Annotated in this window: 14 protein-coding genes; 4 read left to right on the top strand and 10 right to left on the bottom strand. The window is 69.6% G+C overall.

Going from position 1 to position 14,699, the window contains the following annotated elements:
* Window positions 1–825, bottom strand: an 825-nt coding sequence (locus AC1DF4_RS03860; protein WP_476911602.1) for a M20/M25/M40 family metallo-hydrolase, incomplete at its 3' end; no start/stop codon positions are given.
* Between the two features lie 121 nt (window positions 826–946).
* A complete protein-coding gene (locus AC1DF4_RS03855; RefSeq protein ID WP_476911601.1) occupies window positions 947–2,401 on the bottom strand; it encodes an MFS transporter in 1,455 nt (484 codons plus the stop codon).
* Window positions 2,402–2,610: 209 nt separating this feature from the next.
* Between AC1DF4_RS03855 and AC1DF4_RS03850 the strand changes: the two genes are divergently transcribed.
* Both AC1DF4_RS03850 and AC1DF4_RS03845 read left to right on the top strand, forming a co-directional pair.
* A complete protein-coding gene (locus AC1DF4_RS03850; RefSeq protein ID WP_476911600.1) occupies window positions 2,611–3,741 on the top strand; it encodes an LLM class flavin-dependent oxidoreductase in 1,131 nt (376 codons plus the stop codon).
* Window positions 3,741–4,199 (top strand): MarR family winged helix-turn-helix transcriptional regulator, encoded by a 459-nt coding sequence (locus AC1DF4_RS03845; protein ID WP_476911636.1) that lies wholly within the window; start codon window positions 3,741–3,743, stop codon window positions 4,197–4,199. Before AC1DF4_RS03850 ends, AC1DF4_RS03845 begins: the two co-directional genes overlap by 1 nt.
* Before the next feature lie 20 nt (window positions 4,200–4,219).
* Here the strand turns inward: AC1DF4_RS03845 and AC1DF4_RS03840 are convergent, their stop codons facing one another.
* The 3 genes from AC1DF4_RS03840 to AC1DF4_RS03830 all read right to left on the bottom strand — a co-directional run bounded on the left by AC1DF4_RS03840 (window position 4,220) and on the right by AC1DF4_RS03830 (window position 7,300).
* The gene (locus AC1DF4_RS03840) at window positions 4,220–5,026 is read right to left on the bottom strand and encodes a transglutaminase-like domain-containing protein (protein WP_476911599.1); all 807 of its coding nucleotides are present in this window, start codon (window positions 5,024–5,026) and stop codon (window positions 4,220–4,222) included.
* Window positions 5,027–5,099: 73 nt separating this feature from the next.
* Entirely contained in the window at window positions 5,100–5,921 is an 822-nt protein-coding gene (locus tag AC1DF4_RS03835; protein WP_476911598.1) for a hypothetical protein, read from the bottom strand.
* Between the two features lie 29 nt (window positions 5,922–5,950).
* Window positions 5,951–7,300, bottom strand: a complete 1,350-nt coding sequence (locus tag AC1DF4_RS03830) for a M20/M25/M40 family metallo-hydrolase (protein WP_476911597.1) — start codon at window positions 7,298–7,300, stop codon at window positions 5,951–5,953.
* Between the two features lie 85 nt (window positions 7,301–7,385).
* Between AC1DF4_RS03830 and AC1DF4_RS03825 the strand changes: the two genes are divergently transcribed.
* Complete coding sequence (locus AC1DF4_RS03825; RefSeq protein ID WP_476911596.1) at window positions 7,386–8,060, top strand: DUF1684 domain-containing protein; 675 nt, start codon at window positions 7,386–7,388, stop codon at window positions 8,058–8,060.
* Window positions 8,061–8,064: 4 nt separating this feature from the next.
* The gene (locus AC1DF4_RS03820; RefSeq protein WP_476911595.1) at window positions 8,065–8,574 is read left to right on the top strand and encodes a GtrA family protein; all 510 of its coding nucleotides are present in this window, start codon (window positions 8,065–8,067) and stop codon (window positions 8,572–8,574) included.
* A 74-nt stretch (window positions 8,575–8,648) separates the two neighbouring features.
* On the opposite strand, the gene AC1DF4_RS03815 is transcribed toward AC1DF4_RS03820, so the two are convergent.
* Genes AC1DF4_RS03815 through AC1DF4_RS03795 form a run of 5 tightly spaced genes read right to left on the bottom strand, consistent with a single transcriptional unit; the run spans window position 8,649 to window position 14,575 of the window.
* Window positions 8,649–9,806, bottom strand: coding sequence for a cysteine desulfurase family protein (locus AC1DF4_RS03815; RefSeq protein WP_476911594.1), 1,158 nt, complete (start codon window positions 9,804–9,806; stop codon window positions 8,649–8,651).
* Window positions 9,803–10,762, bottom strand: coding sequence for a carboxylating nicotinate-nucleotide diphosphorylase (nadC, locus tag AC1DF4_RS03810; protein ID WP_476911593.1), 960 nt, complete (start codon window positions 10,760–10,762; stop codon window positions 9,803–9,805). Before nadC ends, AC1DF4_RS03815 begins: the two co-directional genes overlap by 4 nt.
* The gene (locus AC1DF4_RS03805; RefSeq protein ID WP_476911592.1) at window positions 10,759–12,561 is read right to left on the bottom strand and encodes an L-aspartate oxidase; all 1,803 of its coding nucleotides are present in this window, start codon (window positions 12,559–12,561) and stop codon (window positions 10,759–10,761) included. The genes nadC and AC1DF4_RS03805 overlap by 4 nt, the downstream gene beginning before the upstream one ends.
* Entirely contained in the window at window positions 12,558–13,868 is a 1,311-nt protein-coding gene (gene nadA, locus AC1DF4_RS03800) for a quinolinate synthase NadA (protein ID WP_476911591.1), read from the bottom strand. Before nadA ends, AC1DF4_RS03805 begins: the two co-directional genes overlap by 4 nt.
* Entirely contained in the window at window positions 13,865–14,575 is a 711-nt protein-coding gene (locus tag AC1DF4_RS03795) for an NUDIX hydrolase (RefSeq protein WP_476911590.1), read from the bottom strand. The genes nadA and AC1DF4_RS03795 overlap by 4 nt, the downstream gene beginning before the upstream one ends.
* Window positions 14,576–14,699: the final 124 nt, after the last annotated feature.

The following is a 14,699-nucleotide window of genomic DNA, read 5'->3' as shown; positions in this document are numbered from 1 at the left end:
CCCGCCGCCGGGAATGCCTGCCCTGAGGAACGGGTCGTAATCGGAGTCGCCGTCCTCAAAGGGCGTTGTTTCCGCCGGCAGCGAGTTCTCCTTGAAGTAGCGCTCGAAGACGGCTTCAATCCCGTCGGAGCCCTTCGGCCCGGCATGCCCGAAGTCGGACCCGTCGCCGTCGTGAAAGGACCGCACCCCGTTCGGCGAGGCCGCCATGTCCACGTTCAGGTAGGCCGCCGTCTGGTCCTTCTCGGCCTTGCTCAACTCGTTGACGTAGTGGCGGGAACCGTCGAGGTCATTCTCCTCTGCGCCCCAGAACGCGAACACCACCCGGTTCACGGGAGTGATTCCCTTCTCCTTCATCCACTTCGCCGTCTCGAGGATGGCCGCGACGCCGCTGCCATTGTCGTTGATCCCCGGGCCATCTTCCACGGAGTCCAGATGTCCGCCCACCACCACGGTGTTCTCGGCGCTGCCGCCGGTCTCGGCGAGGATGTTGAAGGTCTCCACCTGCTTGCTGTTCCTGCCGTCGCCCCGGTAGGTGAATGTCTGCCGGACCGGGGTGTACCCGGCGGCGCGCAGCTGCTCCTCAACGTACCGGCCGGATGCCTCATACCCGGACGTGCCCGACACCCGGTTCCCGCCGTTGTCATCGGCGATCCGCTGCAGCGCCTCAAGATGGCCCATCATCCCCCGGGCCTTGAAATCCTCCAGCACCGCCCGCGCATCCACCCCGGCTCCGGGCTCCAGCCGCGACGTCGTGCATCCCGATACTACGAGGCCGAACACAAGCAAGATCCCCGCAGCGGCAGTCCTTCCGAGCCTTTTCATCATGTGTGCATCCTCCAAGTTACGAAGATAGCGCCCAAGCCGTCCCAGAGAAAGAGCCCGCCCCTCCAACGAGCGGCTCCGTCCCAGCTTCCCGCACCTGAGAACCGGAACGGGTCACGACCGGCTAGTGCGAGCCGGTGGGGAGCGGAACAGGCACGGGTGCCGGGTCGGAGAAAGCCAGCCTCGGCACCAGGACCAGGACCGCGGCCGCGATCAGGCCCGTCACGCCGCAAATGGTCCACACCGTGAGGTACCCGGCCAGCGGCGCCGCGGTCTCCCCTGCCGCCCCGGCGACGGCTCCCGCCTCGCCGAGGACGTGGCTGAGCAGCGCGATGCCGAACACCGCGGACGCGAAGGCCCCGCCTATCGTTTTGGTGGTGTTGGTCAATCCGGTGGCCATCGCTGTCCGGTTGAGCGGTGCGGCGGCGGCAGCGGCCGAAGGAAGCGCGGCGACGAGGGCCCCGGAGCCGACGCCGGCAATCGCCATGTTGACCAGGGCCTGGGTGAGGCTGGCGTGGAAGGGCAGGAACAGCAGATAGCCCACACCCACCAGGGCGGCGGCGCAGACGAGAGTCCAGCGCGGGGTCAGCCGACGTGTCACGAGTGGGTAGAGCAGAGCGCCCACCAGCAGCGCGAGCACGTATACGCCAATGATGATGGAGACCTGGCCGGCCCGCAGGCCCAGCCCGTAGCCGTGGACTGCGGGGTCGGTCCGGGCGAAGGTGGACAGCGGCGCCTGCGCGCCGAGCACCGAGACGCCGAACAGGAGCGCCGTCAGCTGGACCGGCCACATGGACTTGCTGCGCAGCATCCTGATGTCCACCAGCGGATTCTCGCGGCTTAGCTCGAAGCGCGTGAAGGGGATGAAGACAAGAATTCCGGCAGCCACCAGCGCCCACGGCCACCACGCGCCGGGGCCGTTGAGCCGCATGAAGGTCAGGCCGGAGGTGATCAGGAGGAGCCCGACGGCGAGCAGGCTGAAGCCTCGCGTGTCCACCCGTCCCCCGCTGCGTTCGGTCGACTCCGGCACACCGAAGCGGATGGCGAACCAGCACGCTGTGACGGCCACGGCGGGGATCATCAGCACGAGCTGCAGCTGGCCTGCGAGCGCCTCGACGAGCGCTCCTGCCGCAAGGGCACCCGCAATCACCCCGAATTCCAGCGCTCCGACCAAGAGCCCGGCGGCGCGGCGGGTGCGGGCGGCGCCGTCGGGCAACTGGTGCACCCGGCTGAAGATCAGGGCGATCTCCAGCGGCAGCCAGACGACGTAGAACCCCTGCAGGGACCATGCCGCCAGGAAGGTCCAGAAGTCCGGTGCGAGCGCCACCCCCCAGGACGCCGCTGCGGTCAGCAGGGTCGATACGAGCAGGATTCTCCGGTGCCCGTACATGTCGCCGAGCTTGGCCAGCACTGGGACGGCCAGTGCGCTGACCATCAACTGCGCCGCCTCGAACCCGTTGACGTCGCCGTCGTGGATGTCCAGGTGCCGGGCGATGTCGGTGAGGATGGGCGTGTAATAGCCCTGCAGGATCCCGCTGGTGATCTCGACCAGACACAAGAAGGCAAGGACGCGGCGCATGGCAACCTTTCGGGCGGGCTGGACTGCTGTTGGCCAGCGATCCTTTGCATCGTAGGGCCGCGGCCCGCCACAGGCGGGCAACACGGCAGTGACAGGGCGGGGAATATTTGGCCGTGGCGGGTGTTGTACCGGTCGATAGATGCAAATGCATGTAAATCGGTTATAGTAGGAACAGCTCCCGGAAGTCTCCGGCCACGGAAAGGCACATCATGCAGATCGGCGTATTCAGCGTCAGCGATATCACCACCGACCCCACCACGGGCGGTACCCCGACGGAGCACGAACGCATCAAGGCGTCCGTGGCGATCGCCAAAAAGGTCGAGGAAATCGGTATGGATGTCTACGCCATCGGCGAGCACCACAACCGGCCCTTCTTCTCCTCCTCCCCCACCACCACCCTGGCCTACATCGCCGCCCAGACGGAGCGCATCATCCTGTCCACGGCCACCACGCTGATCACCACGAATGACCCGGTGAAGATCGCCGAGGATTTCGCCATGCTCCAGCACCTCGCGGACGGACGCGTGGACCTGGTCCTGGGCCGCGGCAACACCGCCCCCGTCTACCCCTGGTTCGGCAAGAACATCCAGGACGGGATCGAACTCGCGATCGAGAACTACTCCCTGCTGCGCAAGCTCTGGGATGAGGACACGGTCAACTGGTCCGGCAAGCACCGGACCCCGCTGCAGAACTTCACCTCCACGCCGCGCCCGCTCGACGGCGTCGCCCCCTTCGTCTGGCACGGCTCCATCCGCACCCCGCAGATCGCCGAAGTGGCTGCGTATTACGGCGACGGCTTCTTCGCGAACAACATCTTCTGGCCCAAGGAGCACTACCAGCAGCTGATCGGGCTCTACCGCGAGCGCTACGAGCACTACGGCCACGGCAAGGCAGACCAGGCCATTGTGGGCCTCGGCGGGCAGTTCTTCATGCGCAAGAACTCCCAGGACGCCGTCAAGGAGTTCCGCCCGTACTTCGACAACGCCCCGGTCTACGGCCACGGCCCGTCGCTGGAGGACTTCACCTCGCAGACCCCGCTGACCGTCGGCAGCCCGCAGGAAGTCATTGAGAAGACCCTGACCTTCCGCGAGTACTTCGGCGATTACCAGCGCCAGCTGTTCCTGATCGATCACGCCGGCCTGCCGCTGAAGACCGTGCTGGAGCAGCTGGACCTGTTCGGCGAAGAGGTCCTGCCGGTCCTGCGCAAGGAATACGCGGACAAGACCCCGGCCCACGTCCCCGAACCGCCCACCCACGCCGGGCGGGTGGCAGCGTCGCTCGCCGCAGCCGCACAGTCCGTCAGCGAATCCGCCGGTCCCGCCGGCAATCCGAGCGCGTGATGTCCGCGCAGACCGAATCACCGGTGCGCCTGGCCGCGGAAACCTGGGAATCCCTGTTCCGCGCCCAGGTGGCGGTGATGCGCAGGCTCCAGGCCGGCCCGGCTTTCAGGGGCCTGGCCATCAACGAGTACGACGTGCTGTTCACGCTGTCCCGCTGCCCGTCCGGGTGGCTCCGCCAGAACGAGCTCAACGACCATGTGCTGCTGAGCCAGTCCAGCCTGAGCAGGCTCGTTGAGCGGCTTGAACGGCGCGGCCTCGTGGAGCGGATGCCCTCCCCCGACGACGGGCGCGGCGTCCTGATCAGGCTCACCGAGGCCGGCTGGGAGCTGCAGAAGCAGATTGGCCGGGAGCACGTCCGCGACATTGCCGCCCTGGTGGTTCCGGCGCTGACGGCGGCCGAGCAGCAGGAGCTGCTGCGTCTGACCGAGAAGCTGCGGGCTTCCGTGGCGGCGCGCTGAGCCGCGGCTTCCGGGGGAGGTCAGTGGAGGGTGACGAGCTTCGCCGGATCCTCGTCCGGCAGTTCGCCGTCGACGACGGCAGTCACCTGGAGCTGGGTCAGGGACAGGCTGCCGCCAACGGTCGACAGGAACGCGGTATCCGAGGAATCCCGGCCGGCGGTGATCCGCAGCATACTCTCCCGCGGGGCCAGGCCGGTGGGATCGATGACGTGCCAGGCACCGTCGAGGTGGGCCTCGGCCACCGCGTGGAAGTCCATGGGGCTCAGTCCCGGGGCGTACACGGCAGCAAGCCTGGCAGGAACGTTTTTGGCGCGCAGCAGCGAGATGGCCAGGTGGGCGAAGTCGCGGCAGACCCCTCGCCGGTGAAGCAGCGTCTCGACGGCGCCGTCGGTCCCGCGTGAGGATCCGCTGATGTAGCGGAGTTCGCTGAAGACCCAGTTGCGCACCGCGTAGACGAGTTCTTCGCCCTGCAGTCCGCCGAATTCCGCGTAGGCCGTGGGCAGGAGCCGGTCGGACTCGGCATAGCGGCTGGGCCGGACGTAGCGGATGAGTTCCATCAGCCGTGGTTCCTCCGGCAGCGCGAACCCGGAAACGTTCGCCGCGTAGTCCACGAGCACCTCGGTGGGTTCAGCGAATTCCATGTAGTGGAAGCGACCGCCGTGGTGGTCGGAGAGCTCCGTGAGCGGAACATCCTCGCCGCCGGCCGTCACGGACAGCGACTCCAGGAAGCTGCTGTAGCCGGGGTTTCGAGCCACGGACACGGCCAGGGCGACCTTGGTGTCGGCCACGGTCTTGAAGGCCAGGCGGGCGGCTACAGAGCGCTGCATGTATCTCCGGGGTGTGAGGGTACGGCTGGGAGTGTCGCCGCTGCCGGCCCGGAAGTGTGCGGGCGGCGCGGGACTAGTTTTTGATCTTCAGAGACATTAGCATCCGCTGGACGTTGGCGAATTCCGAGCCTTCGTTGACGTATTTGGCTGCCTGGTCGAGGGTGTCGAACGCCTTGGCGGGGGCAACCTTCTGATCCGGGGCAAAGGCCTTCAGCTCCGTCAGGTCACCGAAGGAGTAGTCGCCCTTGCCTTCGGGGCCGCGCACCAGGTTTTGCAGCGTGCAGGCCTTTCCTTCCGTGCCGCCGACGACGTTGGTGATGCCGTAGGACCCGAAATACTTGTAGCCCTGGGTCACCCGGAACACCACACGCGGGTCTATGGTGCCTTCCCCGCCGCGGTGCGGCAGGTCGACCGGGACGCTGCTGACCACAACGTAGGGTTTCGCGGCGTCATCCGCGCAGGCCGCGGCGGGTTGCGGCGGAAGTCCGGTCTGCAGTGTGGCGAGGTAGCCGCCGTCGGCGTCCTTGACCTCAATCTTGAGCGCGCCGGGCATGGTTCCCTCCGCCGGGGCCACCGACTGGGCGATCCATTCCTGCGGCAGCTCGAAACTGACGTTCTTCGCCGGATCCGTGAAAACCTTCCACGCCGACGCCGTCGAGCCCGGTGCCGCTGAACCGGACGCGGTGGACCCGGGTGAGGTGGCCGGGGCGGTGCTGCCCGCGGACGGTTCCCCCGAGGGTGCTCCGCTTGCTCCCGGCGTGCTGCCCGCCGTCCAGGCGGGGGTGCCCTTGGAGTCGCTGCTGCAGCCCGACAGCGCGGCCGCGGCGAGCGCCAGCGCGGCGGTGATCCGGAGGCCGCGGGCCGAGGCCCGCCGGAAGGTGTCCGTCCCTGTCATGGTGCCAGCGTAGCCGGACTCCGGGCCGCTCAGAGTTCCCGGATCAGCGTTTCGTAGAAGCTGACGCCGCGCTCCAGAGTCTCCAGCGCGATCTTCTCGTCGACGGCGTGGATGGAGCCCCGCGCCTCGGCGTCCATGGAGAACGGGGCGAAGCGGTACACGGCGTCGCAGATCCCGGTGAAACGGCGCGAATCCGTGCCGCCCATCATGATGTACGGGGTGACGAGCGCCTCCGGGAACACTCCGGTGATGCAGCCCTCCAGCAGCTCCCATTGCGCCCCGGAGTGTGGCGACACCGGAGAGGGGTCGTTGCCTTCCACGACGCGCAGCTCCACCTTGGGGTCACGGATGATCTTTCGCAGCCGCTTCACGGTCCCTTCGACGGTTTCCCCCACGGCCACCCGGATGTTGGCGTTCGCCCGGGCGGTGGCGGCCAGGACGTTGGCCCCGGTGCTGCCCTCCAGCGTGGTGATGGCTACGGTGGTGCGGGTCATGGCGTTGGTCTCGCCCCCCATCCGGCCGAAGAGCAGGGTCACCGGGGCGTGGAACAGCGACAGTCTGGCGAACACGGCCCGCAGCGGGGCCGGGGCGTGCGGGCCGAAACGCCGGAGCATCTCAACGGTCACGTCCGGCAGCGACTGCGGGAAAGGGCTGCGTTCGATCCGGGTGATGGCGCGCGCCAGCCGCGCCGTCGCGCCCATCCGGGGAGGCGTGGAGGCGTGGCCGCCGGCGTCGCGGGTCAGCAGCTCCACGTCCAGGATCCCCTTTTCGGCCACACCGACGACGGCGGCCGGCCGGGTCACGCCGGGGAACGCCCCGACGGCCACGGCGCCGCCCTCGTCCAGGACCAGCCACGGCCGCACTCCACGCCCGGCCAGCAGTTCCGCCGCGGCGGCAGCGCTGGCCCCGGCGGTCTCCTCGTTGTTGCCGAAAGAGAAGTAGAGGTCATGGGCGGGGGCGAACCCTGCTTCGAGCAGGGATTCGGCCGCCTCCATGACGGCGACCAGCTGGCCTTTGTCATCGAGGGTGCCGCGGCCCCACAGGTAGGTGCCGTCGTTGTGCCCGGAAAACGGCGGCCGGGTCCACGCGTCCGGGTCGCCGGCGGGGACGACGTCGTAATGGGCCATCAGCACGGACGGACGCGCAGCGGGGTCCGGACCGGTGCCCGGCCAGCGGTACAGCAGTGCCTGGCCGTTGACGCGCTCGAGGTCCAGGCCGGTGTGGACGGCGGGATACAGCCGGGCCAGGGCCGCGATGAAGCCATCGAACTCGCCGGTGTCCACCTCGCTGGCAGTCCGGGAGGACACGGTGCGGAACCGCACCAGTTCGGCCAGGGCGGCGGCGGCGCGGCCGACGGGCCGCTCGGTGGTGGTCTGCATGCGCGAAAGTCTACGGCCGGGCCGGGCCCTAAGCCGGACTTCGGCGGCGCGATTCTCCGGCGGGAAAGCGGGATACGCTGGGGACATGGCGGATCAGGATTTTGACTCCACGGATTTCGGAGCCCAGGACAGCGTGGCGGACATCTCCGCCGTCGACATCGCGGACTGGCGGCTCCGGACCTTCGCGCTCTACGCCAACGTGCGGAAGTTCGCGGCGGAGGATCCGGCCGAGGCGCATTCGTACTGGCGCCAGGAGCGGGACCGGATGTTCGGCACCCACCCCGCGTCGCCGCTCACGGCGGCCGCCAAGTCCACCTTCGGCGGGCTGAAGACGGCGGACTACGACCCGATCTACCGTTTCCACATTCCGCTGACGGGCGAGGGTGCCGGGCGGGAAATGAATGTGGAGACCGGGACCGACGGCCTGGTCCGGTTTGTCCGGCTGGGCACGTTCGATCTGCCGGAGATGGGCCAGCTCGCCGTGTGGAAGCTCCACGGTTACGGCGGCGGCATTTTTGTTCCGTTCCGCGATGCGACGGCCGGGCAGCCAGGGGGCAGCTACGGTGCGGGCCGCTACCTGCTGGACACCATCAAGGGCGCCTTCCACGGCGTGCAGGGATCCGGCCCGGACGCCGAGTTCGTGGTGGACTTCAACTTTGCCTACAACGCCTCCTGCGCGTACAACGAGGCGTGGGCATGCCCCCTCGCCGGCCCGTCCAACCGCCTCGCCGTGGAAATCCCCGTCGGCGAACTGTACTGAGCGGATGGATGCCCAGCTCGAGCAGCGCTCCCCTGCGCCCGCATCTGCCGCCGCCGGCCTCCAGTCCCCTGCCGGCTCTCCGGCCCGCCGCCGGCACCGCGGCGTCCTGCGCTACCCGCTGGTCCGGCAGCTGCTGAGGTTCACCGCCGTCGGGATTGTCTGCACGGCAACGTCGCTGGCGCTGTACGCCTTCCTCCGGCCGTATCTCGGCTCGCAGCCGGCCAACGCGGCAGCCCTTATCCTCACGTCGCTGATGAACACGGCGCTGAACCGGCGGCTGACCTTCAAGATCACCGACCGGCACCGGCTCAAGCGCGACCATCTCAACGGGCTGATCGTGATCCTTGTAGCGCTGCTGATCACCGGCGGCAGCCTCGGCGTCCTGCACTGGATCAACCCCGACGCCACTGTGGCCGACGAGCTGTGGACCACCACGCTCTCCGGCTTCGCGGCCACGGCGGTGCGCTTTTCCCTGCTGCGGCACTGGATCTTCCGCCGCGCCCGTCACCGCTAAACCCGGTTTGCGCTGTCAGATATCGTCCCTCTGAGGGCCCCGGAACAGCATTAAGTGACAGGGCAACGCGAGGGTCAAGGCGTGCCGAGGGCCTGGACACGGCCGACGGCGGTGCGGACCGCGGCCGCCGCCTCCTGCAGCTCGGCGGCCGTAATCGTGGAGTCGAAGCTGAAGCGGACCGCGGTCTGGGCGACCTCGGCGGCTATTCCCATCGCCAGCAGCACCGGGGACGGCTCGTCCGAGCCCGCAGCGCAGGCCGAACCGCTGGAGCAGATGACCCCCAGCCTCTCGAGTTCCAGCAGCACGGATTCGCCGCTGGTCCCCGGGAAGCAGAACGACGCGACGGAGGGCAGCCGCTCGCAAGGATGGCCCGTGAGGACCGCGCCCGTAACGCCCGCCAGCACCGAGCCGGTGAAGTCATCACGCAGGGCGGCGACATGTGCCGCACGGTCCCCCTGCGAGCTCCGGGCGAGCGTGAGCGCCGTCGCCAGGGCCACGGCCCCGGCCACGTTCTCTGTCCCCGACCGGTGCCCGCGTTCCTGCCCGCCGCCATGGATCACGGGTTCCAGCCGGGTCCGGCTCCGCACGAACAGGGCACCGCTGCCCTTCGGGGCGCCGAGTTTGTGCCCGGAGATACTCAGGGCGTCCACGCCCAGAACTGCGGTGTCGAGCGGCAGCCACCCGGCGGCCTGCACCGCGTCGGTGTGGAACGGAATGCCCTGCGCGCGGGCCAGCGACGCCAGCCGTACTATCGGCTGGACCGTGCCCACCTCATTGTTGGCGTACATGATGCTGACCAGCGCGGTGTCCGGCCGGAGCGCGGCGGCAAGGGCCTCTTCGGTGACGCGTCCATAGGAGTCGACCGGCACCACGTCAACGGCGAAGCCGTGCACCCGTTCCAGGTAGCGGGCGGACTCCTCCACCGCGGGATGTTCGACGGCGCTGATCACCACCCGGTCCAGCCGCGGGTCCGCCGCGCGCCGGGCCAGCGCCATGCCTTTGACGGCCAGGTTGTCCGCCTCCGTGCCGCCGGAGGTGAAGACCACCTCGCCCGGGCGGCAGCCCAGCGCCGTGGCCGTTGCTGCCCGCGCCCCGGCGAGCGCAGCAGCGGCCGAGTCGCCGAGCGAATGGTGGCTTGAGGGATTGCCGAAGTCCCCGCTGAGGTACGGCCACATCGCTGCGAGCACTTCGCGGCGGACCGGGGTGGTGGCCGCGGCGTCGAGGAAGATCATGGCGTCGCCGGGCCCGCCGTATGTTCGCTGTTCCGTTCGCCCTCTAGGCCCAGCTCAAGGTCGAGGCCCAGGTCCAGGGCCGCGACGCTGTGCGTGAGTCCGCCGATGGAGATGACGTCCACGCCGGTGGCGGCGATGCCGGCCACTGAGGCCAGGTTGACGTTGCCGCTGGCCTCGACCCGGGCGCGGCCGCCCACCAGGGCGACCCCGGCGGCGAGGTCCGCCAGCGTGAAGTTGTCCAACATGATGGTGTCCACGCCGGCCGCCAGCACCGGTCCGATCTGGTCCATGTTGTCCACTTCCACCTCAAAGTGGGTGGTGTGCCCCAGACGCGCTTTGGCCTCCCGCAGCACGGCGGTAAGTTTCGCCGGGTCTCCCCCGGTCAGAACGGCCAGGTGGTTGTCCTTGGCCAGCACGGCGTCCGAGAGTCCGAAGCGGTGGTTGGCTCCGCCGCCGCAACGGACGGCGTACCGTTCGAGCACCCGCAGGCCCGGCGTCGTCTTCCGCGTGTCGGTGATACGCGCGCCGGTGCCTTCCACGAGGGCGACGAACTCCGCCGTCTTGGTGGCGATCGCGCTCATCCGCTGCACCAGGTTCAGGGCCACGCGCTCGGCGAGCAGCACGGCGCGGGCGTTCCCGTTGACCCTTGCGAGCGCCGTTCCGGCGGCAAAGGCGGCACCGTCGGCCACGAGAAGTTCGACGTCGGCCCCGGGATCCGTGAGCTTCATGGCGGCCGCGAACACCTCCCCGCCGCTGAGCACGCCGGGAACGCGCGCGGCCAGGACCGCCGTCGCCCGCGCGTCCGCGGGGATGAGCGCCTGCGAGGTGATGTCGCCGTAGGGGGCGTCCTCCAGCAGGGCGGCCCGCAGCACGGCGTCCACGGCGGCGGCGGGCAGGCTTCCGGCGAGCGCGGCTACTGGGGAGACAGTGGGGCGGGCTGTGGCGGGTGCTGTCATGAGGAGATCCTTTGTTTCGGACGTGAGAGGGCGGCGTGGCGGTGGCCGAACGTGCCGGCCGGCGGGGTGGAGCGGGCGGGCGCCGCGAGCACGGCGGGGACGGTGGCCGCGGGTTCTGCGTCCGCACGGTAGTGGGCTCCAACGGAGCTGGTCCGCTGCCGGGCCGCGGCCACCAGCAGCTGCGCGGCGAGCAGCAGGTTCCGGTCCTCGTGCTCTCCCGGGTCCGCTGCGTCCGCCACGATCCCGGGGCGGACGACGGCGGCCCAGGCAGCAAGGGTGGCCTCCGCCTCCCGCAGTTGCTCCCCGCTGCGCAACACGCCAGCGTGCCCGGTCATCAACCGCCGTAGAGCATCCCGGCTGAACTGGACGGGACCAGCTTCAGACTTCACACCAACCTCGGGAGCCGCCGGTGGGCTACTCTCCCTAGCCAAGTCGCGCGACAGCGCTGCGGAAGCGGGCGTCAAGGGGAGGCCGCCCGCGGCCGAGACAGCCCGCGGAGCAGTGCCGTCGTGCGACGGTACGCCAGCGAGGAACGCCTCGACCGCGCGCCGCCCGAACACCAGCCCCTCCAGCAGTGAATTGCTGGCCAGCCGGTTGGCGCCCTGCGCTCCGGTGCACGCGACTTCGCCGGCGGCGTACAGCCCCGGCACGGACGTGCGCCCCCAGAGGTCGGTGGACACGCCGCCCATCCAGTAGTGGGCTGCCGGGGACACCGGGAGCGTTTGGCTGGTCCAGTCGTAGCCGGCGGCGCGGGTGGCCGCGTCTATGGTGGGGAAACGCCGGGCCAGGAAGCCCGGCCCGCGGGCGGCCTCGATCCCCCGGGCGTCCAGGAAGACCGGGCTGTCCGCCGGCGCGCCCATGGCCGCAAGGTGCAGGGCAATGCTGCGGGAGACGACGTCGCGCGGGGCCAGTTCGGCGTCCGGGTGGTAGTCCGGCAGAAAGCGGTAACCGGCGGCGTCCAGCAGGACGGCGCCTTCCCCGCGGACCGCCTCGGAAATGAGCAGCGCCGGCGGACCGCCCGGGATCTCCTCCGCAGCCAGCGTGGTGGGGTGGAACTGGAAGAACTCCAGGTCCCGGACGGACGCACCCGCCCGCCATGCCAGGGCCAGGCCGTCTGCGGTGGCGACGGACGGATTGCTGGTCCGGGCGAAGAGCCGTCCGGCACCGCCGGTGGCCAGGAGCACCGCGTCGGCGTCCAACTGCCGGGGTTGACCGTCGGCCAGGTAGGCGACGCCGGTAACCCTGGCGGCGCCCGCCGTCGGGCCAGTTCCAGGGACGTCGGTGAGCAGGTCCGTGACAAACGCGCCGGTCTCGACCCGCAGCCGGCCGTTGACTGTCCGCTCCACGACGGCGGCGATGAGGGCGCGCGTGATGCGCGCACCGGTCGCGTCCCCGCCGGCGTGCAGGATGCGGGCGGCGGAATGTGCCGCCTCGAGGCCGAGCGCCGGGCCGCCGGAGGGTCCGGCGTCGAAGCGCACGCCGAACCGCTGCAGGCCGGCGATGTCCCGGACGGCCTCGGTGCACAGCACCCGCACGGCCTCGGGGTCGTTGAGCCCGGCGCCGGCGGCCAGGGTGTCGGCGATGTGGGCCGCCACGGAATCGCCCGGCGCGGCCTCCCCCGGCGTGAGCACAGCCGAGACGCCGCCCTGGGCGTAGAAGGTGTTGCTCTGCTCGAGGGTTCCCTTGGTCAGCAGCACCACCTCGCAGGCGGGCCCGCCGTCCACGACGGCGTCGGACGCAAGCAGCGCGGCGTACAGTCCGGCGATGCCGCTGCCGACCACTACCAGCCGCCTGGTCACGGCCGCGCCGCCAGCATCCGCTCGAGGGCAACCTTCGCCGGGGCCGCGACGGCATCCGCCACCGTGATCCGGTTGACCACCTCGCCCCGGACCAGCGCTTCCAGGACCCAGGCGAGGTAGCCGGGGTGGATGCGGTACATCGTGGAGCAAGGGCAGATCACCGGGTCCAGGCAGAAAATGGTGTGCTGCGGGTATTCCGCGGCGAGGCGGTTGACCATGTTGATCTCGGTGCCGATCGCGAACGTGGTGGGTTCGGTGGCGGCGGCGATGGCCTTCTTGATGAAGTCCGTGGACCCGGCGGAATCTGCGGCGTCCACCACCTCCATGGGGCATTCCGGGTGCACGATCACCTGCACGCCCGGGAACTCGGCGCGGGCCTTCTCGATCTGGCCGACGTTGAAGCGCTTGTGGACCGAGCAGAAGCCGTGCCACAGGATCACCCGGGAATCGAGCAGGGTCTGTTCGTCATTGCCGCCGAGGTCTTTGCGCGGGTTCCACATGGGCATCTGCTCCAACGGCACGCCCATGGCCTTGGCGGTGTTGCGGCCCAGGTGCTGGTCCGGGAAGAACAGCACGCGCTGGCCGCGCTCGAACGCCCACTCCAGCACGGTCGCAGCGTTGGAGGAGGTGCAGACGATGCCGCCGCGCTCGCCGCAGAAGCCTTTGAGGGCGGCGGAGGAGTTCATGTAGGTGACCGGGATGACCGGGACCCGGCCGTCGGCGTCGGGCTCGGTGCCGAAGACTTCCTCAAGCTGTTCCCAGCACTCGGTCACCGAGTCGATGTCCGCCATGTCCGCCATGGAGCAGCCCGCGGCCAGGTTGGGCAGGATCACGGCCTGGTCGGGCCGGGACAGGATGTCCGCGGTTTCGGCCATGAAGTGCACGCCGCAGAAGATGATCGCCTCGGCGTCCGGGCGGGTCAGGGCGGCGTTGGCCAGCTGGAAGGAGTCGCCCACGAAGTCGGCGTATTCAATGACCTCATCGCGCTGGTAGAAGTGTCCCAGGACGACGGCGCGGTCCCCCAGCGCCGCTTTGGCGGCCCGGATCCGGGCGTCGAGTTCGGCTGCGCCGGCGAGCTTGTACTCCTCCGGGAGCTGGCCTTGCCGCGGGGTCGAGGCCGGGGCGACGTCGGCGACGGAGGCGCCGGGGCCGTAGGCGGGCACACCTGCGAGGGCCTCGGCGAGATCGTAGTCCCAGGGGCCGCGGGCGAGCGCCGGGCTGCAGGTGGACGCTGTTGACCTGCCGTTGGCACTGGTGGTGGCCTGTTCGCGCGTGATCAGCTGGATGGCTGTGTTGACGCTGCTCATGGTGTGCTCCTGTTGTCTGGGTCAAGGCCAGGGCGGCCGGTAAAGCGGTAGAGGCGGGGCGGGCGGTGTTTGCCGCCCTGCAGGTACTGGTCGGTTTCTTCGATCTCCGGCGTGGCCTTGACCTGCCGGCGGAAGTTGGCCGGGTCCAGTTCACGGTCCAGGACGGCCTCGTAGACCTCCCGGACCTGGGCCAGGGTGAAGTACTCGCCCAGGAGGTGGTACGCGATGGAGCCGTAGGCCATCTTGTTGCGCAGCCGCCAGAGCGCGTAGTCGATGATCGCGTTGTGGTCGAAGGCCAGATCGCCGAGCCGGTCGGCCCGGAACCACTTGACGTTTTCGGATTCGTCCGCGAGCGCGGCCTCGGTGGGCTGCACCAGCGCCCAGTAGACAATCGAAACGACGCGCTGGGTGGGTGAGCGGTGCAGGCCGCCGAAAGCGTAGAGCTGCTCGAGGTAGCTGGGCGCCAGCCCTGTCGTCTCCTGCAGGTTCCGCGAGGCGGCGTCCGGCAGGGATTCGGAATGGGTCAGCGGGCCGCCGGGCAGTGCCCACAGTCCCTTGAACGGTTCGCGGATCCGGCGCACCAGCGGAATCCAGAGGGTGGGGCGCCCGGAGCGCTCACTGGGGCGCAGGGCGAAGATCACCGTGGAGATGGCCAGCGACGGCGGTGCGGTCTGGCGTTCGGAGACGTTGGCTGCTGTTGTGTACACGGTGGTTCACCCCGCATTCTCAGGTTTCGGGCCGGCCCCTGCGGGGACGGCCCGGACGGTTCCGGTCCCACCGCCGGAGTAGTTATAGTCAAAGTGACTAGAACTAATGATACGACTGTCCGGT

The organism is Arthrobacter sp. 05N429, assembly GCF_056397045.1.
This window is presented reverse-complemented; position numbering and strand designations above follow the sequence as displayed.